The organism is Achromobacter sp. 1014246743 (assembly GCF_059760725.1).
Window position 1 is genome coordinate 1 of record NZ_JCBANA010000005.1, and the last position, 23660, is coordinate 23660.

The following is a 23660-nucleotide window of genomic DNA, read 5'->3' on the forward strand; positions in this document are numbered from 1 at the left end:
TCGAAGCATCCGCGGCCGCAGCGATCTATCATGGCCACACTGGAGACCCGCCATGTACGCCAATCCCGCCCTTGCTTCGACTGCCTTCCTGATGGCCGACCCGGCCCGCGCCGCCATGCTGATGGCGTTGCTGGATGGCGCCGCGCGCCCGGCCGGCGAGCTGGCCTACGCCTCGGGCGTGACGGCGCAGACCGCCAGCACGCACCTGGCCAAACTGCGGGATGGCGGCCTGCTGCAAGTCGAGGCGCAAGGGCGGCATCGCTATTACCGCCTGGCCGGTCCACAGGTGGCCGCCGCGCTGGAAAGCCTGGCGGCGCTGACGCCGGCCGAACCGGTGCGCCAGCGGCCACGCGGCAAACAGGCGCAAGACCTGCGGTTTGCGCGTTGCTGCTACGACCACCTGGCGGGGCAGTTGGGCGTGGCGGTGGCGCGAGGCATGCAGGCGCGCGGGCTGATGGTCGCGGCCGACGACAAGCAGTTCATCGTCACCGCCGCGGGCCAGTCCTGGCTGGCAGGGCTGGGAATGGACACATCGGGGCTGAAACCCGGCTGCCAAGGGCAGGCCCGGCAGTGCCTGGACTGGACCGAGCGTGAACACCATCTGTCCGGCCCGTTGGGGGTACGGCTGATGCGCCTGCTGTGCGACAAGGGCTGGCTGCGGCGCACCAAGGGGTCGCGGGCCGTTCAGGTCACGCCGGCGGGGTGGGACGGATTGCAGGCCGAGTTGGGGGTGGACCCACAATCTTTTCAGTGAATCCGCCGCTGCCACAGCGCATACCCGGCCGCCACCGCCGACACGACACCCAGGAACACGAAGCCGTCCAGCACGCTCATGAAATTGGCCTGCTGCGTGACCATGCGCTGGATTTCGGCCAGCGCCAGGCCATGCGCGGCCGAAAGCGCCGCACCGGCCTGCGCGAAACGCTGCGTCAGCTGCTCAAGGGCGCGGGCGAACACCGGATTGGACAGGCTGGCGTTGGCGGCCAGCTGGGTCTGGTGCAGGGCCAGGCGGTGCTGTTCCAGCACGATGATGGTGGCCGTGGAAAACGAATACGCCATCTGCTTGACGATGTTCTTGACGCGGTAGCTGTGCGGATACAGTTCCATCGCAAACGGCTGGAAGGCCAGGTTGGCCACCGGCAAGGCAATGAACAACAGCAGCAGGCCGCGCAGCATCAGCGGCCCCCACAGGGACGACTGGCTGACGTCCGGCGGCAGATGCGCCAGCCAGGCGCCGATCAGCGCGGCCAGCGCAAAACCGGTGGCGATCAGCCCTTTCTTGCGTGTCAGCCGGCCCGCAAAGCGGAAATAGAGCAGCGCGCCGGCCAGGGCCGCGAGCGAGGTCATCCCGACCAGGTGCCCGGCGTTTTCCACGGGATAGCCCAGCCCGGCCTGCAGAAAGCGCGACACCAGGTAGCCGAACGCGTTGCTGATGAAGTAGTACAGCGCATACAGCATCAGGCCGGTGCGAAAGGTGGCTTCCTTCAGGCCGTGCAGATGCAGCAGCGGGCGCGGATGATGCCATTGATGCCAGAGGAAGGCGCCCAGCAGCAGCACGCCGGCCAGCGTCATGCCTTCCAGGCCGGGCGATTCGCTGAACGGCGACGTGCGCAATTGCTGCGCCACGATCTGCAAGGCGCCCAGCGCCAGCGCCGCGATCACGTAGGGCCACAGGTGGGGCTCGCCGCGCTGTTCGGGCGGCAGGCGGCCGGTGGCGGGCACCGCCAGCATGACCAGCCCGCCCGTGATCAGCGCGACGGGTATGGTGCAGACGAACACCGCGCGCCAGCCGAAGTCGGCCACCAGGTAGCCGCCCGCCAGCGGCGCCAGCGCGCTGCATAGCAAAATGCTGCACAGGAACAGCCGCGTGGCGCGCCCGCGTTCGCGCGGCGCAAAGCTTTGCTGGATGAGGATGCGCGTGGCGCCCATCATCGGGCCCATCAGGTAGCCCTGCAAGGCGCGCGCCACGGCCAGTTCGGTCGACGATTGGCTCAGCGCCGCCAGCCCCCCCGCGGCGGCGAACAGCAGCAGGCAGGCGCCGATGTAGTGGCGGTGGCCCAGGCGTTCGACCCACCATTGGTGTTGCAGGATGCCCAGCACGCCGGCCACGGCGTAGGCGCTGGACGACCAGATCAGTTCATCGGGCGGGGCGCCGATGCCGCCGGCGATGTCGCTGATGAAGAACGAGAAGGCGGAATTGTCGAAATAGTCCAGCCCCACGGCCAGGGCGATCGCCAGCGGAAACAGCAGGGCACGCACGCCGCTGGCGGACGGGGTGTCCGGCAGGGAAGGGGAGGCGGCGGCGGTCATGGGGGAATCCTGGGGCGATGTCAGCGGGGCGTCAGCGCAAGGCGGCGGTGTCAGGACCGCGCATGAGGCGCGCCGTTCAAGTCCAGCAGCAATTCGCCCAGGCGTTCCAGCACGCGATGCGCGGCATCGACGTCTGCCGGCGCCATGCCTTGCAGCAGCTCACGTTCCAGCGCGGCCGACACGGTGTTGACCCGGCGCACCAGCTGGCGCCCCCGGGCCGTGATGGCCAGCGCCTTGGCGCGGCGGTCGTCGGGGTCTTCCAGGCGCTCGATGAAGCCGTTGGCCTCCAGGTTCTGCAACACCCGCACCACGGCGGAATTGTCCAGCGACAGGGCGGCCGCCAGGTCTTTCTGGCGCATGGGGCCGGGCGCGCGGGCCAGCTGCACCAGCGGCAGCCAGGTGGCCTGCGTGAGATCGAACGGTTGCAGGCGTTGATCGACGGCGCGGCGCCACTGGCGCGCGACCACGCCGATCTTGGTGCTGAGGCGGCCTTGCGGCGGGACGGCTTGCGTGGACATGGCGGAATTTCAATTAGTTGATATATCATCCAATATAGATGAGGTGTCATCTAGTTTCAAGACCCACGCAGCAAGAGGTAGACGATGAGCAGAGACATAGACCGCCTGCGAGACATGGCGTTCTTCGCCGCGGTTGCGCGAGAGGGCAGCTTCACCAAGGCGTCGCAGGCACTGGGCGTACCCACGTCCACGCTGTCGCGCCGCATCACCGAATTCGAAGCCGATATCAAGATCAAGCTGTTCAACCGTTCGACCCGGCGCGTGACGCTGACCGAGACCGGGGCGCGCTACCTGCAGCAGATCGACGACATCGTGCAGCAGGCCAAGAGCGTCAACGACGAGTTGAACAGCGAAATATCCGACCCGGCGGGCGTGCTGCGGGTCAGCATGTCGAACGACTTCGCCACCTATTTCGCCGACGCGCATTTCGCCGAGTTCCATGCCGCCTATCCGCAGATCAGCTTCGACATCTTCCTGACGTCGCTGCTGCCCGACCTGATGACGCAGCGGCACGACGTCAGCATCCTCACCGGCGACCCGCCCGCGGCCTCGCGGCTGGTGGCGCGGCGGGTCGGCCTGGTGCGGCGCCACCTGTATGCCACCAAGGCCTACCTGGCCGCGCACGGCACGCCGCTGGCGCCGGCCCAGCTGGAACATCACCAGTGCCTGTTCACGTCAGAAACCGAGGCCGGCGCCGGCTGGACGCTGCACAACGGCGACGATGCCGTGGTGGTGCGCCCCACGCCGCTGCTGGTCACCAACAGCCAGTCGCTGATCCGCCAGCTGATCCGGCAGGACATGGGCATTGGCCAATTGAGCCGCACGCAGGCCTCGGCGCTGCTGCAAGCCGGGCAGATCGTGCGGGTGCTGCCGGATTGGCAGCTGGACCCGATTCCGCTGTACGTCATGACCGCGTCGCGGCTGGTGCCCGCGCGGGTACGGGTGTTCGTGGATTTCCTGGTGCAGAAGTTCGAACGGCTGGCGTAGGCACCGGGCAGGGGCAAGGGCTGGCGCATCCACCGGGCTGCGCGATAATGCTGCGATGATTTCGCTGATCGCCTTCCTCCAGCATGGCCGGATCGGGTCGTGGCGCCCCGGCGCCGACAGCACGCCGCAAGCGGTCTTCGCCGCCCTGGGGCCGCCCGACGAGGTCTACACCCCCACGGACCTGAACCGCCCCTATCGGCGCGGCGATGCGCGTTGTTTTCCGCTGATCGCCAGCTACGGCGACATCGAATGCCATTTCGAATCCGAGACGGCCTTGACCACGGTGTTCGTGGACGCTTTCAGCGGGCGGGGCGGGTATGCCCGAGGCGGCCCATTGGCATTGACGGACACCGGCATCCTGCGGGCCGGCACGCCCCTGGCGCGCTTTCTGGACAACGCGGCGCGCCGCGGTATCGCGGTCGGCGACGTACGGCCGCACGCGCCGCCTTATGCCTTTCTGGTCACCACGGCAGGCGGGATAGAGGTCGGCTTCGAACACGACGATCCCGCGTTGGCCGGCTCGGTGCCGCGCCTGAAATGGTTCTGCTGGGTGGCCCGGCCGACGCCGGGCGGCTAGGGCCTGTGCGAGGCGCCTTGTCGTGTGGACGGGCCCTGGTTCGCCTACGGAAACGCCATGCCTCCATCGCCCTCGGCCGCATCCAGCGCCACCAGGTCCACCCGATCCGGCGCCATCTCTTTCACCCGGCGGATCAGCAGCCGCGCGAATTCCCGCGCCTGCTCCGACGGCGCATACGAACTGGGCAGCAAGAAGCCATACGGCATGGTCAGGCGCGGTTCGAAGTCGCGCAGCACGATGCCGGGCACGTTGGCCGCCAGGATCGGGTCGGCCAGGGCGATGCCCATGCCCAGCGCCGCCAGTTGGCAGGCGGACTGGCCGGACGACGTTTCCATCACCAGCCGCAGCGGCAGCCGGCGTTTTTCCATCAGGTCGTCGATGTGCTGGCGCAGCAAGGTATAGGGGCGCAGGGCGATGAAGGGTTCGTCCTGGATGTCGGTGGCCGTGACCACACGCTTTGCCGCCAGGCGGTGGCCTTCGGGCATGGCGATCACCAGCCGCACCTGGGCGAAGGTGCGCGAGGTGATGCCCGGAAAATCGATCGGCAGCGCGGCCACGCCCAGGTCGAACTGCTGGCCGGACATCCACAGCCCCACGTCCACCCGCGAACGCACTTCCAGCGACATGCGCACCTGCGGATGGCTGCGGCCGAATTCGGCGATGGCGCCGGGCATGGCGCTGTAGGCGAAGTAGGGCTGGGTCAGGATGCGCAGCCAGGCGTCCTGCTGATTGCGGATGTTGCCGGCGATGCGATCGACCTCTTCGAAGCCGGCCAGGATGTGCCGCGTGCCTTCGTAGAAGCGCAGGCATTCCTGGGTGGGTATCAGCCCGCGCCCCTGGCGCGAAAACAGCGAAAAGCCGACTTCTTCTTCCAGCGCCGAGATCAGGCGGCTGATCTGGGGCTGGGTGCGGTGGATGCGGCGCGAGGCTTCGGTCACGCTGCCGGTTTCCATGACGGCGCGCAGGGCTTGCAGGCGGTTCAGGCGCATAGGGACAAACCCGAAAGGGCGGGCAGGACGGGACCCGGGCGAGTCTCGCCACGCCATAGGAGAAAGCGGGCAGGCCGCGGCGACACATTACAAAAGTGCATGAATCGATACTCCAAACGAAATTGACGCATGGATTCACGCAATCTTAGGATCATCCCACCTTCAATGAAAGAGGCGCGGCGTGAATATCCTGGACAAACCGGTTTCCGTGGGCGGACCCGCGGCACTGTTTCCCGATGACCGCAATGGCATCGAACAGCTCGACTGGAGCAACATCGGGCAAGCGTTCCCGATCAAGCAGCGGCGGGCGTACCTGAACAACGCGTCGATCGGCGCGCTGAGCCTGCCGGTCGTGGCGGCGGTGAATCGCTTCATGGAAGACGTGCGCGACAACGGCCGCAACGCCTATCCCGAGTGGTGCCGCTACGCCGAAGACGTCATCAAGGCCCGCATCGGCCGGCTGATCGGGGCGGGGCGCGACGAGATCGCGTACGTCAAGAACACTACCGAGGGATTGGTCAACGTGGCCAACGGCTTTCCGTGGCGCGATGGCGACAACCTGATCCTGCCCGACATCGAGTACCCCTCCAACGTGTATTGCTGGATGAAGCTGGCGGCGCGCGGCGTTACGATCCGTTGGGTGAAGAACCGCAACGGCCGCATCCTGGTGGACGATATCCGCAAGCTGATGGACGACCGCACCCGCCTGGTGTCGCTGAGCGCGGTGCAATTTTCGAACGGCTTCCGGCAGGACCTGGAGGCCACCTCGAACCTGTGCCACGAGCGTGGCGTGTACCTGAACCTGGACGCGATCCAGTGGGCCGGCGCGCTGGAGCTGGATGTGGAACGGCTCGGCATCCACTTTCTGTCGGTAGGCGGACACAAGTGGATGCTGGCGCCCATCGGCACCGGCTATTTCTATTGCCGCAAAAGCGTGCTGGGCCTGCTGGACCCGCCCAGCGTGGGCTATCACAGCGTCGACAGCACCGAAGACCACATGCACTACCTGCTGGAATACCGGCCCAACGCCGGCCGTTTCGAGGAAGCGCTGGCCAACTTCACCGGCATCTGGGGCCTGGACGCCGCGGTGCGCATCCAGCTGGCGCTGACGCCGGCCCGCATCGAGACGCACATCCTGGAACTGACCGACTACGCGGCCGTCGCGCTGCAGCGCAAGGGCTTTCAGATCGTCAGTTCGCGTACGCCCGGCGAGGCCTCGGGCAACCTGTCGTTCAAGCATGCCGGCCACGATGCCCAGGATCTTGCCGAACGCCTGCGCGAGGCGGGCGTGGACCTGGCGGTGCGCGGGGGCAACCTGCGCATTTCGCCCAGCTACTACAACGATACCGATGACATCGACCGCCTGGTCGAGGCGCTGCCGTCCTGACGGCGCGCCGCGCTCCGGCTGAACATCATGAACAAGGGGAACACCATGGCAATCCTGCAACCCTGGCGCCGGCTGGCGCTGGCCCTGGGCGCCTGCGCCCTGACGGCCTGGGCTTCCAGCGCCGTCGCCGCCGACACGCCCAAGCCCGGCGGCACGCTGCGCTACGGCACCGTGTCCGAAATCGTGTCGCTCGATCCGCATGTGTATGGCGGCAGCGCCTGGAAGGTGCTGATCGAGGCGCTGTACAGCCCGCTGGCGGGCTACGACAAGAACGGCGCGATCGTGCCGCGGCTGGCAAAAAGCTGGGACCAGCCCGACGCCCGCACGCTGGTGTTTCATCTGCGGCCGGACGTGACGTTCCAGGACGGCACGCCGGTCACGGCCGACGACGTGAAGTTCTCGCTGGACCGCATCCTGGACCCGGCCACGGGCGCCACGCTGCGTTCGAACCTGCAAGGCGCCACCGTCACCGTGGTGGACGCGGCCACCGTCAAGGTCGAAAAGCCTTCGCCGGACGCCACCATGCTGAGCGTGCTGGCCTTGCCCGAGGCGGCGATCGTGTCGCGCAAGTGGGTACAGGGCGGCGCCAACCTGAAGCTGTCCGCCAACGGCACCGGCCCGTTCCAGCTGAAAAGCTACGAGCCCGCCGTGCGCGCCAACCTGGTGCGCAATCCGCATTATTTCGTCTCGGGCCAACCGTACCTGGATGGGGTGGATTTCCGCATGATCAAGAGCGATGACGCGCGCGTGAACGCGCTGCGCAGCCAGTCGCTGGACATGATCGACTTCGTGCCCTGGAAAGACATCGACGTACTGCGCCGCAACGCCGGCATCAAGATCGACACCGCCGGCGGCGCATTCATGAGCGTGTGGTTCAACACCAGCAAGAAGCCGTTCGACGACGACCGCGTGCGCCGCGCGGTGTCGTACGCGATCGACCGCGAAGCCGTGTCCAAGGCCGCGTTCTTCGGCTACGGCAAGCCCATCTACGGCGCGCCCACGCCCGACGATTCGCCGTACTACGACAAGGCGCTGGACGGCACTTACAAGCGCGACCCGGCCAAGGCGCGCGCCTTGCTGGCCGAAGCCGGCTATGCCAATGGCGTGGAGGCATCGATGGTGGTGTTCCAGGGGCTGGGCATCTACACCACGATGGCGCAGGTGGTGCAGGCCAACCTGAAAGAGGTCGGCATCAACCTGAAGCTGGAACCCGTGGAATGGGCCACGCTGGTCGAACGCAAGAACCGCGGCGACTATGAATCGATGATCTACGGCGTGTCGGTCAAGCTGCCCGATCCGGACGCCTATGCCTACTACCTGGGCGGCGATTCCAGCTACTGGGCCAAGCCGGTGGGCTATCGCGACCCCCAACTGGAAAAGCTGCTGGCCGATGGCCGCGCGCTGACGGACCCCAAGGCCCGCCAGCCGATCTACCAGCAGGCGGAAAAGCGCATTCTGGAAGCCAGCCCGTGGGTCTTCGTAAGCTGGCGCGAGCAGGGCCAGGGCTATCTGCGCAAGGTGCATGGCTACACGCAGCTGGGCGGGGCGTTGAGCGAAAGCAGTCCGGGCATTTCGCTGCCCACCATGTGGCTGAACTGAGCGCGCCGGCATGCTGCCTTTCCTGCTGAGGCGCCTGACGTCGGCGCTGGTCACCCTGGCGCTGGCCGCCGGGGTGGTGTTCATCGCGATTCATCTGCTGCCCGGTGACCCCGTGGCCATCATGCTGGGCGACCAGGCCGGCAGCGATCCGGTGGCGGTGGCGCGCGTGCGCAGCCAGCTGGGGCTGGACCTGCCGCTGGGCACGCAATTCGCCCATTGGGCCGGCGCGGTGGCGCACGGCGACCTGGGCGTGTCGCTGCGCACGGGCGAACCGGTGGCCGACGAACTGGCGCGGCGCATTCCGCGCAGCCTGGAACTGATCGGCGCCGGGCTGCTGGTGGCGGTGGTGCTGGGAGTACCGCTGGGCGTGGTGGCGGCGCGTTCGCGCGGCCGGCTGGCCGGCATGGCGGCGTCCGTGCTGGCGGTGGCGGGGTTTTCGGCGCCGGTATTTGTGCTGGGCATCCTGCTGGTGCTCGTGTTCAGCCTGGCGCTGGGCTGGCTGCCGTCGTCCGGCTTCGTGTCGTTTGCCGATGACCCGGTGCAGCACGTGCTGTCGCTGATCCTGCCGTCGCTGACCATCGGCCTGAACTTCATGGGCGTGGTGGCGCGCATGACGCGCGCCAGCCTGTCGGACGTGATGAGCCGCGACTACGTGAAGCTGGCCCGCGCCAAGGGGCTGCCGCGCGGCAAGGCGATCCTGCGCCATGCGCTGCCCAATGCGCTGGTGCCGGTGATTGCCATCATCGGCATCCGCGCGGGCAACCTCTTGGGCGGCACCGTCATCATCGAGGCGCTGTTCGACTGGCCGGGCCTGAGCTCGCTGCTGGTCAGCGCGGCGTTCTCGCGCGACTACCCGGTGATCCAGGGCGCGCTGCTGGCCATCTTCGCGCTTTTCATCCTGATCAGCCTGGTCATCGACCTGGCCCAGGCCCTTGTCGATCCCCGCATCCGCAGGCCGTCCGCATGATCGCATTCCTTCGAACTTCAACCGGCGGCCTGTCCGTGCGGCTGGCCCTGGGATTCCTGGCCGTGGTGGTGCTGGCCGCCGTGCTGGGCCCGGCGCTGGGGCTGGCCGACCCCTACCAGATCGATGCCGCCAACCTGTTGTCGGGGCCAACCCGGGCACACTGGCTGGGCACCGACGAACTGGGCCGCGACCTCTTGGCGCGGGCCGTCTACGGCGCCCGCGTGTCGCTCACCGTGGCCGCCGCCGCGGTGGTGCTGGCCGGCGTGCTGGGCGTGGCGATCGGCGTGGGCGTGGCTTTCCTGGGCCGGCGCCTTGAGTCTGCCGCCATCCGCGTGGTGGACGTGTTCGTGTCGCTGCCCGAGATTTTCGTGGCGCTGGTGGTGCTGGCCTTCATCGGCGGCAACCTGCCGACGCTGGTGGCGACCATCGGCGTGCTGTATGCGCCCCAGTTCGCCCGCGTGGCCTGGGGCGTGGCGCGCGGCATCCGGGCGCGCGAACACGTGCTGGCGGCCAGTTCGCTGGGCGCGGGCACGGGCTGGATCATCTGGCACGAGGTGCTGCCCAACATGCGGTCCATCATTGCGGTGCAGGCGTCCTTCACGTTCTCGTTCGCCATGCTGCTGGAGGCGGGCTTGAGCTTCCTGGGGCTGGGCGTGCGGCCGCCGGTGCCGTCGTGGGGGCAGATGGTGGGGTCGCTGAAAGACTATCTGTTCACCAATCCGTGGCCCGTGCTGGTGCCGGCGCTGGCCCTGTTCTTCACGGTGCTGGCCGTCAACGTCCTGGGCGATTGGCTGCAGGACGCGCTGAATCCGGAGCTGCAACGATGACGCGCGCATCCGACGTACTGCTGGCGGTCAGGAACCTGACCGTGGATTTCGACACCGCCCACGGCGCCGTCGCCGCCGTGAAGGGCGTGGACCTGACGCTGGCGCGCGGCGAAGTCGTGTGCCTGGTTGGGGAGTCCGGCTCGGGCAAATCGGTCACGGGCTTTTCCTTGATGGGCCTGGTGGACCCGCCCGGGCGCGTCGCGGCCGATGCCATGCAGTTTGACGGCCACGACCTGCTGCGGGCGTCGGACCGCGAGAAAGACGCGCTGCGCGGCAAGGACATCGCCATGGTGTTCCAGGAACCCATGACCGCGCTCAACCCGGGCCGCATGGTGGGCAGCCAGATCGCCGAAGTGCTGCGCATCCACGGCGTGCTGGGCCGCCGCGCGGCGTGGGAACGCGCGGTGGCGCTGCTGGAAAGGGTGGGCATTCGCGAGCCGGCGCAGCGCGCCCGCGCCTATCCGCATGAACTGTCCGGCGGCATGCGCCAGCGCGTGATGATCGCGATTGCCTGCGCGCTGACGCCCAAGCTCATCATTGCCGATGAACCCACCACGGCGCTGGACGTGACGGTGCAGGCGCAGGTGCTGCAACTGCTGTTTTCCATTCAGGCGGAAACCGGCGCGGCCGTGCTGTTCATCACGCACGACCTGGGCGTGGTGGCCGAGATCGCCGACCGCGTAGTGGTGATGCAGGCGGGCAGGGTGGTGGAAGAAGGCGAGGTGACGCAGATCTTCCGCCAGCCGCGGCATCCGTATACGCAGGCCTTGCTGGCGGCCGTGCCCGACGTGGACGCCCCGCGCGACCCGTCGCGCCGCCTGGCGCCGCGGAGCGTCGTTGCCGCCGAAGGAGGGGCGCCATGACCGAATTCATCCTGCAAGCCGAGGGCGTCGCCAAGGACTACGTGGCCGCGCGCGATTTCCTGGGCCGGCCGACCAGGCGGGTGCAGGCCGTCAAGGGCGTCAGCCTGACGGTGGCGCCGGGCACCACGCTGGCGCTGGTGGGCGAATCCGGCTCGGGCAAGAGCACCCTGGGCCGCTGCCTGGCCGGGCTGCTGCAACCCACCGCGGGCCGCATCCAGCTGGCCGGCCACGACGTGCGGCACCTGACCGGCGCCGCGCTGATGTCGTTTCGCCGCCAGGTGCAGACCATCTTCCAGGACCCGTATTCCAGCCTGAATCCGCGCCGCACGGTGGGCGACGCAATCATGGACGGCATGGTGATCCACAAGCTGTACACGCCCGACGAACGCCGCGCCCGCATGCTGGCGCTGCTGTCGCGGGTGGGCCTGCAACCGGATCACGCGCGGCGCTTTCCGCACCAGTTTTCGGGCGGCCAGCGCCAGCGCATCGCGATTGCACGCGCCTTGGCGCTGGAGCCGCGCTTCATCATCGCGGACGAAGCCGTGTCGGCGCTGGACGTGTCCGTCAAGGCGCAGGTGCTGGACCTGCTGGCCGACCTGCAGGCCGAACACGGCCTGACCTACCTGTTCATTTCCCACGACCTGGGCGTGGTGCGGCACTTCGCCGACCGCGTGGCGATCATGGCGGCGGGCGAACTGGTCGAAGAGGGCGAGTGCGACCGGATCTTCGAGGCGCCGGTACAGGACTACACCCGCAAGCTGATCGCGGCGGTGCCGCGGCCGGATCCGGGGCGGCGGCGCTTGCGCCCGTCTGCGTCTGTGACGCCGGGGGGCTGAAGCGGGCCGGAACAGGCTTTTTTGGGGCGCCCGCCGCGCCGCGCCGGCCGGCCGGGTACGCCACTTGCTGGAACCGTCCACCCTGGTTCCCTGGCCGCAAGGCCCATCTGCCCCATGCTCTCTCCGTCCCTGACCCTTCCCGCGCCCGCCCGCGCCGTGCGCTACGGCTGGCTGCGCCAACGTGGCCGGCCATCGGCCGCCCGCCCGGCGTTGCCGCTCAATGACTTCTCGTGGTGGGTGCCCGCGTCGTTGGCCGCCCAGGTGGCGCGGCGGCTCGATACCGCCACGAACGAGGCCTGGATGGACCGCCTGTGGCAGCGCGATGCCACGCTCTGGACCGACACGGGCGAAGCCGCCTGGCTGGGCTGGCTGCAGCCGGGCATGGAACGGGCCCGGCTGGGCCGCATGGTAGCGGCCTGCCGGCGCCTGTGCGTGGCCGGCCATACCGATGCCGTGCTGCTGGGCATGGGCGGCGCCAGCCTGGGCGCCGAAGTGCTGGCGCATGGGTTGGGCGTGGCCGCCGGCGGCCTGCGGCTGCACGTGCTGGACTCGACGTGCCCCGCGCAGGTGCAGGCCCTGCAGGCAAGCCTGCCGTTGGCGCGATGCCTGTTCATCGTGGCCAGCAAATCGGGGGCCACGCTGGAAACCCGCTTGCTGGCCGACCACTTCCATCGCGTATTGACCCAGCAATTGGGGCGGCGCGAGGCCGGGCGACGCTTCATCGCCATCACCGACCCCGGCAGCCCGTTGCGCGACCAGGCAAGGCGCGACGGCTACGCGGCGGTCTTTGACGGATCGCTCGAGACGGGCGGACGCTACGCGGTGCTGTCGGCGTTCGGCCTGGCCCCGCTGGCCTTGTCCGGACACGATCCCGCCGAGTTCCTGCGCGACACCCGCGCCATGGTGCGCGCCTGCGGCCCGGGCACGCCGGCCGCCGACAACCCCGGGCTGGTGCTGGGCGCCTTGCTCGGGGACGCCGCCCTGGCGGGTCGCGACAAACTGACTTTCATCTGCGATCCGGGCCTGGCGCTGTTGGCCGGTTGGCTGGAACAACTGCTGGCTGAATCCACGGGCAAGCAAGGACGCGGCATCGTGCCCGTGGTGGGTGAGCCGATCAGCAATGACGTCGGCCACTACGCGGACGACCGGCTGTTCGTGCACCTGGCCCGGGCCGATGCCCCCGGCGCCGCAGCCCGGGCGCAGGCGCAGCGCCTGGCCGACGCCGGCTTTCCGGTACTGCGTTGCGAGGTGGCCGGGCCACGGTCGCTGGGCCAGGAGTTCTTCCGCTGGCAGGTGGCGACGGCGGTGGCGGCCGCGATCTTGGGGGTGAACCCCTTTGATCAACCGGATGTCGAGACCAGCAAATCCCGGGCGCGCGATGCGCTGCAATCGCCCGCCGAGCCGGTGCCCGAGGCCGAGCCGACGCTGCGCATCGACGCCGCCCAAGCCGGCCCGGCCGCGGCGAGCGCGCAGGCCGACGCGGTGCGGCGCCTGGCGGCGTTCGCCGCGCCCTTGCCGCCGGGCGCCTATGTGGCCGTGCTGGCCTATATCGCCCGCCACGCGGCGCATGACGCCCACTTGGCCAGTCTGCGGCAGGTGCTGCACCAGGCCGGAGGGCACGCCACGCTGGGCGGCTTCGGACCGCGCTATCTCCATGCCAGCGGCCAGCTGCACAAAGGCGGCCCCGACGGCGGACACTTTCTGTTCATTACCGCGGATGCGGCCGGCGAGACGACGGCGGCGTCGGGGATGACGGACCTGGCGGCCTTGCTGGCCGCCCAGGCGCAGGGCGACCGCGCGGAACTGGCGAGCCGCGGCCGGCGCTGCCTGCACGTGCACATCAGCGGTCCGCTGCAAGCGGGCCTGGCGCGGCTGGAAGTCCTGCTGCAATGGGCGCTGGCGACCCCGCCGCAGGCGCCGCGTCAAAGCTGCGCAGGGCGGTAGCGAAGCCACCGTCCACGCGCGAGCAGGGCCGCGCGCTGGTGGTGACGCGGGGCAGGGCGGTCCAGGCAATGCGGCAGCCGTCCTGCGCCAGGCGGTCCACCAGCGCCTGGTCTTCGCTGCAGGCCAGGGCGGAAAAACCGCCGATGCGCCGGTACGCCCCGGCGTCGATGCCCAGGTTGGCGCCGTGCACGTGGCGATGTCCGTCGCGGTCCTGGTAGTGGGCATTGAAATGGGCGCGCGCCGCGCCGGCCTTGGCGCCATGCGCCGCCCAGCCCGATACGGCCACCGTGCCGCAGACCACGTCGGCCTGCAACGACAATTGATCGACCAGCCAGCGCGGCGAGACCACCGTATCGGCATCGGTGTAGGCAAGCCAGCGCGCACCGGCGGCCAGCAGGTGGCGCGAGCCGACATCGCGGGCCACGCCCACGTTGCGTGCACCGATGGTCAGGCAACACACGGGCCAGGCGCCGGCCAGCCTGGCGGTCAGGTCGCGGCAATGATCCAGCACCACGACGATGCGGACCGGTTCCGCACCCAGCAACGGGTGGCGCGCGGCCAGGGTGACCGCGCGCAGGCAGGCGGCGATGTGCCGCTCTTCGTCATGCGCGGGGATGCAGACGCCGATCATCGGCAGGCTCCTGCAAGGGCTGGTAGTGCCAGGCGTCCAGCCGGAAGTCGTCTTCCAGATGGTGCAGCAGGGGCGACAGGCCGGGTTGGGCGGCGATGCGCTGGTGCAGCGCATCGGTGGGCTGCAGGCGGTCTGCGAAATCGGGGCGCCAATGGCAGGCGATGAGTTCGGCGCCGGGCTTCAGGCTGTGCAGCAGGCGGGCCAGGAAGCGCGCCAGCCGGTCATCGTCGAAGTAATAGGCGACCTCGGACACGACGGCCAGATCGAAGCCCTCGCGCGGCACGGCGGGCCATTGCTCGGGCAGGCGCAGGGCGCGCACCGCCACGCCGGCGGCCTGCTGCGCGTCGGCCCGTTCCCGGCATTTGAATGCCGCCGTGGTCGACACGTCGACGGCGCAGACGCGGTCGCAGCGCTGCGCCAGCAGCACGGTCATGTCGCCGGCGCCGCAGCCGGCCTCGAAGGCATGGCCGTAACGGGCCCGGCTCAGCGCGGCCAGCAGCAGCGCCCGCTTGCGCCGTTCGTACCAGGCGACGCTGACCTGCCAGGGGTCGCCGCGCGTGCGGTAAAGCTGCTCGAAATGGTGGGCTAGAGCGTCCATGGGAAATCCTTCAGGGCGGCCACGGCCGCGCCTTGAGCGGCCTGGTCGCGTTCGGCGTGGCTCTGGCGCATGAATACCGGCAGGTCCGCCATCGCCTGGGCGTAGGCGGCGTCTTTGCACAAGGGGCCGGCGCCCAGCGCCCGGGTCGCGTGGCGCAGAACGGTGTCGGCCGCCGCTTCCACCGCCAGCCGCGCCCGGGCCGTGGCCAGCGCGCAGGCGTCGTCGGGTCGGGCATCGATCGCGGCAGCGGCTTCGCGCAACACGGCGCGCGCCTGGCTGACCGCGACATCGACGGCGCCCAGATGCGCCAGGCGAAACGGATCGGGCGCGGGCCGCCTGGCCTCGTCCCGCAACCGCTCGGCGATGCGCATCAGCCCGCCGTACCAGCAGGCGGCAATGCCGGCGCCGCCATGCAGAAAGCCCGGGCGGCGCACGTACTGGCCCGGCGCGCCGACCGGTGTGGCCCGGGCATGCAGAAAGCGCACGTTGACGGTGCCGCTGCCGCGCATGCCGGGCGCGCACCAGTCAGAGGCTTGCCGCGTCACGCCGGGCTGGTCCAGCGCGACCGCGGCCAGGCATGGCTCACCGGCCGCGTTCCAGCCGCTGACCAGCGCGTGATCAAGATCCGCCGCGCCCGAGCACCAGGCTTTCATGCCGGTCACGTCCAGGCGCCCGTCCGCGGCCGGGGTGATGGCCACCCGGTGGCTGGCGGGTTCGGCGCACCAGACGCCCCACAGGCCAGGCTCGGCCCGGGCCCCCAATTCCGCCTGGATGGCCAGGGCGTCGGTGTGGCCTTCGAACAGCTTGGCCAGCGGCAGGTCGGCGGCGGCCACCTGGGCCAGCGCGCGCCACCGGGCCAGGGTCTGGCCCGATCCTGGCAAGGGCAGGCGATCGCAGCCGGCCTGCACCAGGGCGCGCAGCACGGGCGCGGGGTCACCCGGCCAGTGCGCGCGGGCGAGCACCTCGCCCAGGTCGGCGGGCGGGAAGGAAAGGCTGCGCAGGGGCAGGGACATGATGCGCGTCCGGAAGGCGGTAGGAGCTTCCAGACAGCAAGTGGCATGCCCGCGGGGATGGGCGTGGGGCGTTCGTCAGCGGGCCAGCGCGGCGCGTATCCGCTTGAGGTCCCGGTCCAGCTCGATCCGCATGGCTTTGAGCAAGGCCCGCGCGTTTTCCGAAAGCGGGGTGCCGGGCCGAAAGACCAACAGGCAGGTGAAGCTGATGTCCAGGTCCAGCGGCTTGATGGTCAGGCCGCGCGCCAGGTAGTCCAGCGCCATCACCGGGTGCACCATGCCGATGCCCAGGCCGTGCAGGGCGAATTCGCAGACCGAATTGGAATAGGGCGTTTCCAGGATCGGGCGCAGCGCCAGGCCCTGGTCGTTCAGCGCGGTTTCCAGGCGCCGCCGGCTGGCGTCTTCGGGGTTCAGCGCGATGAAGGGGTGGTCGATCAGGTCTTGCAGCGCGATGCGCGGCTTGGCCGCCAGCGGGTGGCGGTTGTGCATCGCGATGACGCCCGGAATGCGCACGAATTCCGAGTGCTCCAGCCCGGCCACCGACAGCTCGTCGGCCATCAGGCCGAAATCCAGCTGGCCGGCGGCCACCTGTTGCAGCACCTCGCGCGAGCTCATGATCTGGAACGACATCTGGATGCGGCGGTCCTGCAGGCCGAAGGCGGCGATGGCGCGCGGCATGAAGCCGGTGCCCAGCGCCGGCAGCGAGCCCACGGCCAGGCGGCCCACGCCAAACGATTTCAGGCTGCGGATGCGGTGTTCGATGAGTTCGAAGCCGGCAAAGCAGCGGTCCACTTCCTCCATCAGCGCCTCGGCCTCTTGCGTGGCGACCAGGCGTCCGCGCACGCGCTCGAACAGGCGCAGTTCCGACGAGGTTTCCAGCTTGCGGATGGCCTGGCTGACGGCCGGCTGGGAAATGCCCAGCAGGGTGGCGGCCTTGCTGGTCGTGCCGGCCTGCATCACGGCCCGGAAGACCTGGATTTCGCGCATGTCCATCTATAAGTTCCGCTTATCGACTGAGTATTTTCAATTGTTGAGGCAATGGGGCGAAAGGCAGACACTGGCGCTATTCCCGATCACCTTCTAAGCCCAGCGAATAGAGTAGATGAAAGCTATCAACCAGACTAATAGAGATTTTGCCAGCCTGTCGCCGTCGGTGCAGCGCGCCTCGACCGTGGTGTTCGGGTCGCTGGAAGCCTTCGTCAACCGCAAGCACCGCCAGCCCGACGGCTTCAGCTACGGCGTCACCGGCACGCCCACGGCGCGGCTGCTGGAAGACCGCATCGCCGAACTGGAAGGCGGGCGCCACTGCGTCATCACGCCGTCGGGCGCCGCGGCGCTGATGACGGTGGTGATGGGCTTCGTGCGCGGCGGCGACCACCTGCTGATGTCGGCGGCCTGCTACGGCGCGTTGAAGACGTTCGGCGAGAAATGGCTGGCCCACATGGGCGTGGACGTCGAGCTGTACAACCCCTCCATCGGCGCCGACATCGAAGCGCTGATCCGCCCGACCACGCGGCTGATCTGCATCGAGGCGCCGGGCACCGTCACCATGGAAATGGCCGACGTGCCGGCCATTGCCGCCGCCGCGCGCCGCCATGGCGTGCTGACGATGATGGACAACACCTGGGCCAGCCCCCTGGGGTTCAAGCCGCTGGCGCACGGCGTGGATTTCAGCGTCGAGGCGGCCACGAAATTCTTCAGCGGCCATTCCGACGTGCTGATGGGCGCCATCAGCATGAACGACGCCGGCCACTACGCCGTGCTGCGCGAAACCCAGAGCATCCTGGGCCAGCAGGTCAGCCCCGACGATTGCTTCCTGGTGCTGCGCGGCCTGGAAACCCTGGGCCTGCGGGTGCGGGCGCAAAGCGACGCGACGCTGCAGGTGGCCGAGTGGCTGGCGGCGCAGCCGCAGGTGGAACGCCTGCTGTATCCGCCGCTGCCTGGCGACCCCGGCCATGCGCTGTGGCGCCGCGATTTTTCCACCAATGGCTGCCTGTTTTCGATGGTGCTGGCGCCCGCACCCGAATCCGCTTTCAACGGCTTTTTCGATTCGCTGCGGCATTTCGTCATCGGCGCGAGCTGGGGCGGGGTGCACAGCCTGGCCGCGTACTACCCGGCGGGGTTGCAGGCCGGGCGCGCCTTTGCCGCCACGGACCGACCCATCGTGCGCCTGTCCATCGGGCTGGAAGACGTGGACGTGCTCAAGGATGACCTGCGCGCCGGACTGGCGGCGTATCAGGCGCTGCGTTGAGGGCCGGGCCACGCGGCGCGGCGGCCAGACGCTGGCGTGCCGTGGCCCGGCAGCGCGATGCCCATCCAACGGTTTGAACGCCCGCTACCGGCACACCCTGCCGGCGGCGGACTCGAAGCGCCAGAAGGCGCTCTATATATAGCAAGGGGAATTGCCATGTTGTCTCGTTTCACTTCGCGTTTTGGCGGCCGGGTCCTGGTCGCCGCGGTGGTCTCCACGACGGCCGTCCTGGCGCCGTCGGCCGCATTCGCCCAGTCCGCCGCGCCTGCCGCGGTGCCCGAGGCCCCCGCGGCGGGCGCATCGCCCGTGGCGGGGGCCGTCACCCAGACCAACAGCCCCACCGTGGACCAGATCCGCGCCCGCGGCTACGTCATCTGCGGGTCCGGCCACGGCACCACCGGTTTTTCGGCGCCGGACAAGGACGGCAACTGGAAGGGGCTGGACGTGGACACCTGCCGCGCCATCGCCATTGCGGTGCTGGGCGATGCGTCCAAGGCGCGTTTCGTGCCGCTGACGGGCCAGCAACGCCTGACCGCCTTGCAGACCGGCCAGATCGACGTGCTGCCGCGCACCACGTCCTGGACGCTGCGGCGCGATGCCAACGGCATCAACTTCACCTACCCGAACTACTACGAGTTCGACGCCTTCATGGTGCGCAAGGACCTGGGCATCACGCAGACCAAGGACATGGTGGGCGCCACCATCTGCGTGCAGACGGGGTCCACCAATGAAGTGACGGTGGCCGACCTGTCGCGCAAGTTCAAGCTGGGTCTGAAAACCGTGCTGTTCGACAACGTGGCGGCCTCGCGCCAGGCCTTCTTTTCGGGCCGCTGCGATGGCCTGATCACCGACGCGTCGGCCTTGGCGGCGGTGCGTGCCACCCAGGCGCAGAACCCGGACGATTACGTGATCTTCCCGGCCAGCGGCCACAGCGAGGCCCTGACGCCGTCGGTGCGCCACGGCGACGACCGCTGGTTCGACATCGTGAAGTGGGTGATCCAGGTGCCGATCGCGGCCGAAGACATGGGCATCACCCAGGCCAACGTGGACGAGATGCTCAAATCCACCGACCCGCGCATCGCCCGTTTCCTGGGCGTGGAACCCGGCAACGGCAAGGCGCTGGGGCTGGACGAGCGCTGGGCCTACAACATCGTCAAGCAGCTGGGCAATTACGGCGAGATCTTCGAGCGCAACGTCGGCAAGAACAGCCCGATGAAGCTCGAACGCGGCATGAACCGCCTGTACCGCGACGGCGGCCTGATGTACCCCTACGTCTTCAACTGAGCCGCGGCGCGGCTCACGACGACGCGCATTGCGTAGAGGCACATCATGTTCAAGCGACTTTGGTTCGACGGCCGCGCCCGGGCCGTCCTGATGCAGGCGCTGATCGCCTGCGGTTTTCTCGGGGCGGTGGGGTGGCTGGCCTGGAACGCGCACGCCAACCTGACCCAGCGCGGCATCGCCATGGGCTTCGGCTACCTCGGCGAGGCGGCGCGCTTTCCCATGGCGGAAAGCCTGCTGGCCTACCAGCCCACCGATAGCTATGGCCGCGCCTTCGTGGTGGGGCTGGTCAACACGCTGTATATCTCGGCGCTGGTGATCGTGGCCTCGACCGTGCTGGGCTTTGGGCTGGCGCTGGCCCGCCGCAGCCGCCATCCGCTGGTCCACGGCATCGCCACGGTGTATCTGGAAGCCGTGCGCAACACGCCCTTGGTGGTGCAGCTGCTGTTCTGGTACAGCCTGGTGACGCTCAACCTGCCGCCGGTACGGCAGGCGCTGCAGCCGCTGCCGGGCGTCTTCCTGTCGGTGCGCGGGCTGTTCTTTCCCAGCGTGTCGGTGCAGGGAAATAGCCAGGCCTTGATCGGCGGGCTGCTCGTGGCGGCGCTGCTGCTGTGGGGGGCATGGCGCCTGGCTCGCCGCGGCACGGCCCGGGCGGTGCCGTGGCGGTCGCTGGGCCTGGTCGCGGCGCTGGCCGTGGCGGCCGGGGCGGCGGGGTGGGGCGGCGCCACCTTGCAGGTCGACAGCCCCACGCTGCGCGGCCTGAACTTCATCGGCGGCACGGCCTTCACGCCGGAATTCACCGCCTTGCTGGTGGGCCTGACGATCTACTCGGCCGCCTTTTCGGGCGAGATCATCCGCGGCGGCATCGATGCGGTGCCGGCCGGCCAATGGGAAGCGGCGCATTCGCTGGGCCTGAAACCCGGGGCCGCGCTGCGCTGGATCGTGGTGCCGCAGGCGCTGCGGGTGATCATCCCGCCGATGACCAGCCAGTACCTGTCCATCATCAAGAACACCACGCTGGCGCTGGCGGTGGGTTACCCCGACCTGTCGTTCGTCATCACCACCACCATCAACCAGACCGGCCAGGCCATCGAGGGCGTGGCGGTGCTGATGGCGGTGTACCTGAGCATCAGCCTGTCCGTGTCGCTGTTCATGAACCTGTACAACCGCCGCCTTCTGAGGACGCAACGCGCATGAGCCTGACCCTTTCCACCGCCGCGCCGCAGCCGGCGCGCCAGGCGCCGCGCGACCGCCGCGATACCGTGTGGCACCGGCTGTTCGGCAGCCTGTTCAGCGCGCTGGCCACCGTGGCCACCCTGGCGCTGGTGCTGGCCGCGGCCGGCCGCCTGATCGACTGGGCCGTGATCGACGCCGTCTGGCCCGGCGCCACCGGCGATGTCTGCCGCCAGGCCAGCGGCGCCTGCTGGGCCTTCCTGGGCGAGAAGATGCGCCAGATCCTGTTCGGCATCTATCCGCCGGGCGAGCAGTGGCGGCCCACGGTCGTGTGCGGCTTCATCCTGGCCATGACGGTGTACTCGCTGAGCCCGCGGCACTGGCGCCTGCGCACGGCGGTGTGGTGGATCGTCGGCATGGCCGCGGGCCTGGCGCTGATGCAGGGCGGCGTGTTCGGCCTGGCGCGGGTGCCGACGGCCTCGTGGGGCGGCCTGCCGGTGACGCTGCTGCTGGCGGTGTGCTCGCTGGGCGCCGGCCTGCCGCTGGGCGTGCTGCTGGCGCTGGGGCGCCGCGGCAGCCTGCCCACCGCGCGTCTCATCAGCGTGGGCATCATCGAATTGATCCGGGGCCTGCCGCTGGTGAGCCTGCTGTTCATGGCGTCCATCGTGCTGCCCATCATGCTGCCCGCCGGCATGACGATCGACAGCCTGCTGCGCGCCGGCATCGCCTTGACGGTGTTTTCGGCGGCCTACCTGGCCGAAGTGATCCGCGGCGGCTTGCAGGCGATACCGCCGGGCCAGGCCGAGGCGTCGCGGGCGCTGGGCCTGTCGTGGTGGCAGATGACGCGGCTGGTGGTGCTGCCGCAGGCGTTGCGCAAGGTCATCGCGCCCCTGACCAACACCGCCATCGTGATGATCAAGAACACCAGCCTGGTGCTGATCGTGGGCCTGTTCGACCTGCTCAGCGCCGGCCGCGCCGCCTTGACCGATCCGGCCTGGCCCACGCCGTACGTCGAGACCTATCTCTTCATCGCATCGATCTATTTCTGCATTTGCTTCGGCCTGTCGCGCTATTCGATGTGGCTGGAACACCGCTACAAAAAAGGGGAACTCCGATGACCAAACCGCACGCCAATGGCGCGGCGCCGCCCGCGATCACCATCGCGGGCATGAACAAGTGGTATGGCGACTTTCATGTGCTGCAGGACATCGACCTGCAAGTGCAACCGGGCGAACGCCTGGTGATCTGCGGGCCGTCGGGCTCGGGCAAGTCGACCCTGATCCGCTGCATCAACCGGCTGGAACGGCACCAGCAGGGTGCCATCGTCGTCAACGGCGTGGAACTGACCGACGACCTGCGCGCCGTGGACGGCGTGCGCACGGATGCCGGCATGGTGTTCCAGCACTTCAATCTGTTCCCGCACCTGACGGTGCTGGAAAACTGCATCCTGGCGCCGACCCAGGTGCGGCGCATGCCGCGTGCCCAGGCCGTGGACCTGGCGATGCGCTACCTGGAACGGGTGCGCATTCCCGACCAGGCCGGCAAGTATCCCGGCCAACTGTCGGGCGGCCAACAGCAGCGCGTGGCGATCGCACGGTCGCTGTGCATGCAGCCGCGCATCATGCTGTTCGACGAGCCCACGTCGGCGCTGGACCCGGAAATGGTCAAAGAGGTGCTGGATGTGATGACGTCGCTGGCCGACGACGGCATGACCATGCTGTGCGTGACCCATGAAATGGGCTTTGCACGCAACGTCGCGGACCGCGTGGTGTTCATGGACGGCGGGCGCATCATCGAGACGGGCGCGCCGGGGGAATTCTTCGATCACCCCCGGCACGAGCGGACGCGGGCGTTCCTGGAGCGGATCCTGCATTGACAGGCAAGTCGGGCCGGGCCCAGCATTCCGCGCGCCGGCTGGGCCCCGCCGCCTTCAATCCCAGCGTTTCCAGTCCACTCCCAACGCCTCGCATAGCCAGGCACAAAACCCTGCGGCCAGGTCGTTGCGGCTGTCGCGATGCACCAGCCAGCTCCACTTGGGGCCTCGCACGGTCTGGGGCGTCATCGCGATCAGCGCGCCATCGGCGCAGGCATCCTGCGCCAGCAGCTCGGCCACCAGGGCGATGCCCAGGCCCTGGCGCGCGGCATCCAGCACCTGGCCCGGGTCCGAGAAATTCAGGCCGCTGGCGCGCTCGCCGACGTCGGCGCCGCCCTGCATGCGCCAGTAGCTCCAGTCCATTTCGCGTTCGCCGTGCAGCGTGGTGCGTTGCGCGGCATCACGGGCCAGCAGGTCAGGGTGGCAGGCCGGGTACAGGCGGTCTTCACGCAGCACGCGGAATTCGCAATCGGCCTGCGGCACCAGGTCATCGCGCACCGCAATGTCGATGGTCTCGGTCGTCATGTCCGGCGCGGCATCGCTGGTGTAGAGCCACAGGTCGACCTCGGGATGCCGTTCGTGGAACACCGCCAGGCGCGGCACCAGCCAGTGGCGCGCAAACGACGGGCTGGTGTTGACGATCAGCTGGTTGGGCTTGCGGTATTGGTCCAGCCGGCGGATGCCGGTGGCCAGTTGCAGCAGCATGGCCTGGGTGGTGCCCAGCAGATCGACGCCGGCATCGGTCAGCACGACGCTGCGGCCCTGGCGATGGAACAGCGGTTGTTCCAGATAGGTTTCCAGGCTGCGGATCTGCTGGCTGATGGCGGACTGGGTCAGGTGCAGTTCGTCGGCAGCTTTGTGGAAACTGCCCAGCCGGGCGGCGGCTTCGAAGCCTCGCAGCACATTCAGCGGCGGCCATTGTTTGAGCATGATCGATAAGAAAATCTAATCAGAAGTCCGCTAAATATATCGCTTGTTCGGGCGACATGGGTGGCTCTACGATGCTTTCCAGGCCGTAGAGCCGGATTTCAGCGATTTT

General features: G+C 69.0%; 23 protein-coding genes. 15 read left to right on the forward strand and 8 right to left on the reverse strand.

Annotated features, from left to right (window positions below; all coding sequences use genetic code 11):
* Nucleotides 1-52 precede the first annotated feature (52 nt).
* Nucleotides 53-754 (forward strand): ArsR/SmtB family transcription factor, encoded by a 702-nt coding sequence (locus tag AC6LJ2_RS03365; protein ID WP_498150766.1) that lies wholly within the window; start codon nt 53-55, stop codon nt 752-754.
* Here AC6LJ2_RS03365 and AC6LJ2_RS03370 read toward each other — a convergent pair.
* Nucleotides 748-2310 (reverse strand): MFS transporter, encoded by a 1563-nt coding sequence (locus tag AC6LJ2_RS03370; RefSeq protein WP_498150767.1) that lies wholly within the window; start codon nt 2308-2310, stop codon nt 748-750. The two genes, AC6LJ2_RS03365 and AC6LJ2_RS03370, sit on opposite strands and share 7 nt — an antisense overlap.
* Nucleotides 2311-2360: 50 nt before the next feature.
* On the reverse strand, nt 2361-2828 hold the full coding sequence (locus tag AC6LJ2_RS03375) for a MarR family winged helix-turn-helix transcriptional regulator (RefSeq protein WP_263914592.1): 468 nt from the start codon (nt 2826-2828) through the stop codon (nt 2361-2363).
* Nucleotides 2829-2912: 84 nt separating this feature from the next.
* On the opposite strand from AC6LJ2_RS03375, the gene AC6LJ2_RS03380 reads away from it, so the two are divergent.
* Together AC6LJ2_RS03380 and AC6LJ2_RS03385 are read left to right on the forward strand one after the other, a co-directional pair.
* Nucleotides 2913-3815, forward strand: a complete 903-nt coding sequence (locus AC6LJ2_RS03380) for a LysR family transcriptional regulator (RefSeq protein ID WP_498150768.1) — start codon at nt 2913-2915, stop codon at nt 3813-3815.
* Nucleotides 3816-3870: 55 nt separating this feature from the next.
* Nucleotides 3871-4392: a hypothetical protein gene (locus AC6LJ2_RS03385; RefSeq protein WP_498150769.1), complete on the forward strand. Its 522-nt coding sequence runs from the start codon at nt 3871-3873 to the stop codon at nt 4390-4392.
* Nucleotides 4393-4436: 44 nt separating this feature from the next.
* Here the strand turns inward: AC6LJ2_RS03385 and AC6LJ2_RS03390 are convergent, their stop codons facing one another.
* Nucleotides 4437-5381: a LysR family transcriptional regulator gene (locus tag AC6LJ2_RS03390; RefSeq protein ID WP_498150770.1), complete on the reverse strand. Its 945-nt coding sequence runs from the start codon at nt 5379-5381 to the stop codon at nt 4437-4439.
* Between the two features lie 181 nt (nt 5382-5562).
* On the opposite strand from AC6LJ2_RS03390, the gene AC6LJ2_RS03395 reads away from it, so the two are divergent.
* The 7 genes from AC6LJ2_RS03395 to AC6LJ2_RS03425 all read left to right on the forward strand — a co-directional run bounded on the left by AC6LJ2_RS03395 (nt 5563) and on the right by AC6LJ2_RS03425 (nt 13804).
* Nucleotides 5563-6768, forward strand: a complete 1206-nt coding sequence (locus tag AC6LJ2_RS03395) for an aminotransferase class V-fold PLP-dependent enzyme (RefSeq protein WP_263914588.1) — start codon at nt 5563-5565, stop codon at nt 6766-6768.
* Nucleotides 6769-6813: 45 nt separating this feature from the next.
* Nucleotides 6814-8367 (forward strand): ABC transporter substrate-binding protein, encoded by a 1554-nt coding sequence (locus AC6LJ2_RS03400; RefSeq protein ID WP_498150771.1) that lies wholly within the window; start codon nt 6814-6816, stop codon nt 8365-8367.
* Between the two features lie 10 nt (nt 8368-8377).
* On the forward strand, nt 8378-9334 hold the full coding sequence (locus tag AC6LJ2_RS03405) for an ABC transporter permease (RefSeq protein WP_445659053.1): 957 nt from the start codon (nt 8378-8380) through the stop codon (nt 9332-9334).
* Entirely contained in the window at nt 9331-10161 is an 831-nt protein-coding gene (locus AC6LJ2_RS03410; protein ID WP_263914585.1) for an ABC transporter permease, read from the forward strand. The genes AC6LJ2_RS03405 and AC6LJ2_RS03410 overlap by 4 nt, the downstream gene beginning before the upstream one ends.
* Entirely contained in the window at nt 10158-11024 is an 867-nt protein-coding gene (locus tag AC6LJ2_RS03415) for an ABC transporter ATP-binding protein (protein ID WP_498150772.1), read from the forward strand. Before AC6LJ2_RS03410 ends, AC6LJ2_RS03415 begins: the two co-directional genes overlap by 4 nt.
* Nucleotides 11021-11860, forward strand: a complete 840-nt coding sequence (locus AC6LJ2_RS03420; RefSeq protein WP_498150773.1) for an ABC transporter ATP-binding protein — start codon at nt 11021-11023, stop codon at nt 11858-11860. The genes AC6LJ2_RS03415 and AC6LJ2_RS03420 overlap by 4 nt, the downstream gene beginning before the upstream one ends.
* A gap of 114 nt (nt 11861-11974) precedes the next feature.
* A complete protein-coding gene (locus AC6LJ2_RS03425) occupies nt 11975-13804 on the forward strand; it encodes a phosphoglucose isomerase-related protein (RefSeq protein ID WP_498150774.1) in 1830 nt (609 codons plus the stop codon).
* Here AC6LJ2_RS03425 and AC6LJ2_RS03430 read toward each other — a convergent pair.
* The 4 genes from AC6LJ2_RS03430 to AC6LJ2_RS03445 form a co-directional block, all read right to left on the reverse strand.
* The gene (locus AC6LJ2_RS03430; RefSeq protein ID WP_498150775.1) at nt 13701-14435 is read right to left on the reverse strand and encodes a glycosyltransferase family 2 protein; all 735 of its coding nucleotides are present in this window, start codon (nt 14433-14435) and stop codon (nt 13701-13703) included. The two genes, AC6LJ2_RS03425 and AC6LJ2_RS03430, sit on opposite strands and share 104 nt — an antisense overlap.
* Complete coding sequence (locus AC6LJ2_RS03435; protein ID WP_263914580.1) at nt 14407-15033, reverse strand: class I SAM-dependent methyltransferase; 627 nt, start codon at nt 15031-15033, stop codon at nt 14407-14409. The genes AC6LJ2_RS03430 and AC6LJ2_RS03435 overlap by 29 nt, the downstream gene beginning before the upstream one ends.
* Nucleotides 15021-16046 (reverse strand): acyl-CoA dehydrogenase family protein, encoded by a 1026-nt coding sequence (locus tag AC6LJ2_RS03440; protein ID WP_263914579.1) that lies wholly within the window; start codon nt 16044-16046, stop codon nt 15021-15023. Before AC6LJ2_RS03440 ends, AC6LJ2_RS03435 begins: the two co-directional genes overlap by 13 nt.
* Nucleotides 16047-16121: 75 nt before the next feature.
* On the reverse strand, nt 16122-17036 hold the full coding sequence (locus tag AC6LJ2_RS03445; protein WP_263914578.1) for a LysR substrate-binding domain-containing protein: 915 nt from the start codon (nt 17034-17036) through the stop codon (nt 16122-16124).
* A gap of 109 nt (nt 17037-17145) precedes the next feature.
* Here AC6LJ2_RS03445 and metC point away from each other — a divergent pair, with 109 nt between their 5' ends.
* The 5 genes from metC (at nt 17146) to AC6LJ2_RS03470 (ending at nt 22624) form a co-directional block, all read left to right on the forward strand.
* Entirely contained in the window at nt 17146-18294 is a 1149-nt protein-coding gene (gene metC / locus AC6LJ2_RS03450) for a cystathionine beta-lyase (RefSeq protein ID WP_498150776.1), read from the forward strand.
* Nucleotides 18295-18450: 156 nt separating this feature from the next.
* Complete coding sequence (locus AC6LJ2_RS03455; protein WP_498150777.1) at nt 18451-19578, forward strand: amino acid ABC transporter substrate-binding protein; 1128 nt, start codon at nt 18451-18453, stop codon at nt 19576-19578.
* Between the two features lie 45 nt (nt 19579-19623).
* Nucleotides 19624-20772: an amino acid ABC transporter permease gene (locus AC6LJ2_RS03460; protein ID WP_263914575.1), complete on the forward strand. Its 1149-nt coding sequence runs from the start codon at nt 19624-19626 to the stop codon at nt 20770-20772.
* Nucleotides 20769-21866, forward strand: coding sequence for an amino acid ABC transporter permease (locus AC6LJ2_RS03465; protein ID WP_498150778.1), 1098 nt, complete (start codon nt 20769-20771; stop codon nt 21864-21866). The genes AC6LJ2_RS03460 and AC6LJ2_RS03465 overlap by 4 nt, the downstream gene beginning before the upstream one ends.
* A complete protein-coding gene (locus tag AC6LJ2_RS03470) occupies nt 21863-22624 on the forward strand; it encodes an amino acid ABC transporter ATP-binding protein (RefSeq protein ID WP_498150779.1) in 762 nt (253 codons plus the stop codon). The genes AC6LJ2_RS03465 and AC6LJ2_RS03470 overlap by 4 nt, the downstream gene beginning before the upstream one ends.
* Nucleotides 22625-22678: 54 nt before the next feature.
* Here AC6LJ2_RS03470 and AC6LJ2_RS03475 read toward each other — a convergent pair whose 3' ends face one another.
* Nucleotides 22679-23551: a LysR substrate-binding domain-containing protein gene (locus AC6LJ2_RS03475; protein ID WP_498150780.1), complete on the reverse strand. Its 873-nt coding sequence runs from the start codon at nt 23549-23551 to the stop codon at nt 22679-22681.
* Nucleotides 23552-23660 lie beyond the last annotated feature (109 nt).

What these genes read in the sequence shown, in the direction of transcription:
- AC6LJ2_RS03365 (WP_498150766.1), top strand. Translation starts at nt 53, where the DNA reads ATGTACGCCAATCCCGCCCTTGCTTCGACTGCCTTCCTGATGGCCGAC.
- AC6LJ2_RS03370 (WP_498150767.1), bottom strand. Translation starts at nt 2,310, where the DNA reads ATGACCGCCGCCGCCTCCCCTTCCCTGCCGGACACCCCGTCCGCCAGC.
- AC6LJ2_RS03375 (WP_263914592.1), bottom strand. Translation starts at nt 2,828, where the DNA reads ATGTCCACGCAAGCCGTCCCGCCGCAAGGCCGCCTCAGCACCAAGATC.
- AC6LJ2_RS03380 (WP_498150768.1), top strand. Translation starts at nt 2,913, where the DNA reads ATGAGCAGAGACATAGACCGCCTGCGAGACATGGCGTTCTTCGCCGCG.
- AC6LJ2_RS03385 (WP_498150769.1), top strand. Translation starts at nt 3,871, where the DNA reads ATGATTTCGCTGATCGCCTTCCTCCAGCATGGCCGGATCGGGTCGTGG.
- AC6LJ2_RS03390 (WP_498150770.1), bottom strand. Translation starts at nt 5,381, where the DNA reads ATGCGCCTGAACCGCCTGCAAGCCCTGCGCGCCGTCATGGAAACCGGC.
- AC6LJ2_RS03400 (WP_498150771.1), top strand. Translation starts at nt 6,814, where the DNA reads ATGGCAATCCTGCAACCCTGGCGCCGGCTGGCGCTGGCCCTGGGCGCC.
- AC6LJ2_RS03405 (WP_445659053.1), top strand. Translation starts at nt 8,378, where the DNA reads ATGCTGCCTTTCCTGCTGAGGCGCCTGACGTCGGCGCTGGTCACCCTG.
- AC6LJ2_RS03410 (WP_263914585.1), top strand. Translation starts at nt 9,331, where the DNA reads ATGATCGCATTCCTTCGAACTTCAACCGGCGGCCTGTCCGTGCGGCTG.
- AC6LJ2_RS03415 (WP_498150772.1), top strand. Translation starts at nt 10,158, where the DNA reads ATGACGCGCGCATCCGACGTACTGCTGGCGGTCAGGAACCTGACCGTG.
- AC6LJ2_RS03420 (WP_498150773.1), top strand. Translation starts at nt 11,021, where the DNA reads ATGACCGAATTCATCCTGCAAGCCGAGGGCGTCGCCAAGGACTACGTG.
- AC6LJ2_RS03425 (WP_498150774.1), top strand. Translation starts at nt 11,975, where the DNA reads ATGCTCTCTCCGTCCCTGACCCTTCCCGCGCCCGCCCGCGCCGTGCGC.
- AC6LJ2_RS03430 (WP_498150775.1), bottom strand. Translation starts at nt 14,435, where the DNA reads ATGATCGGCGTCTGCATCCCCGCGCATGACGAAGAGCGGCACATCGCC.
- AC6LJ2_RS03435 (WP_263914580.1), bottom strand. Translation starts at nt 15,033, where the DNA reads ATGGACGCTCTAGCCCACCATTTCGAGCAGCTTTACCGCACGCGCGGC.
- AC6LJ2_RS03440 (WP_263914579.1), bottom strand. Translation starts at nt 16,046, where the DNA reads ATGTCCCTGCCCCTGCGCAGCCTTTCCTTCCCGCCCGCCGACCTGGGC.
- AC6LJ2_RS03445 (WP_263914578.1), bottom strand. Translation starts at nt 17,036, where the DNA reads ATGGACATGCGCGAAATCCAGGTCTTCCGGGCCGTGATGCAGGCCGGC.
- metC (WP_498150776.1), top strand. Translation starts at nt 17,146, where the DNA reads ATGAAAGCTATCAACCAGACTAATAGAGATTTTGCCAGCCTGTCGCCG.
- AC6LJ2_RS03455 (WP_498150777.1), top strand. Translation starts at nt 18,451, where the DNA reads ATGTTGTCTCGTTTCACTTCGCGTTTTGGCGGCCGGGTCCTGGTCGCC.
- AC6LJ2_RS03460 (WP_263914575.1), top strand. Translation starts at nt 19,624, where the DNA reads ATGTTCAAGCGACTTTGGTTCGACGGCCGCGCCCGGGCCGTCCTGATG.
- AC6LJ2_RS03465 (WP_498150778.1), top strand. Translation starts at nt 20,769, where the DNA reads ATGAGCCTGACCCTTTCCACCGCCGCGCCGCAGCCGGCGCGCCAGGCG.
- AC6LJ2_RS03470 (WP_498150779.1), top strand. Translation starts at nt 21,863, where the DNA reads ATGACCAAACCGCACGCCAATGGCGCGGCGCCGCCCGCGATCACCATC.
- AC6LJ2_RS03475 (WP_498150780.1), bottom strand. Translation starts at nt 23,551, where the DNA reads ATGCTCAAACAATGGCCGCCGCTGAATGTGCTGCGAGGCTTCGAAGCC.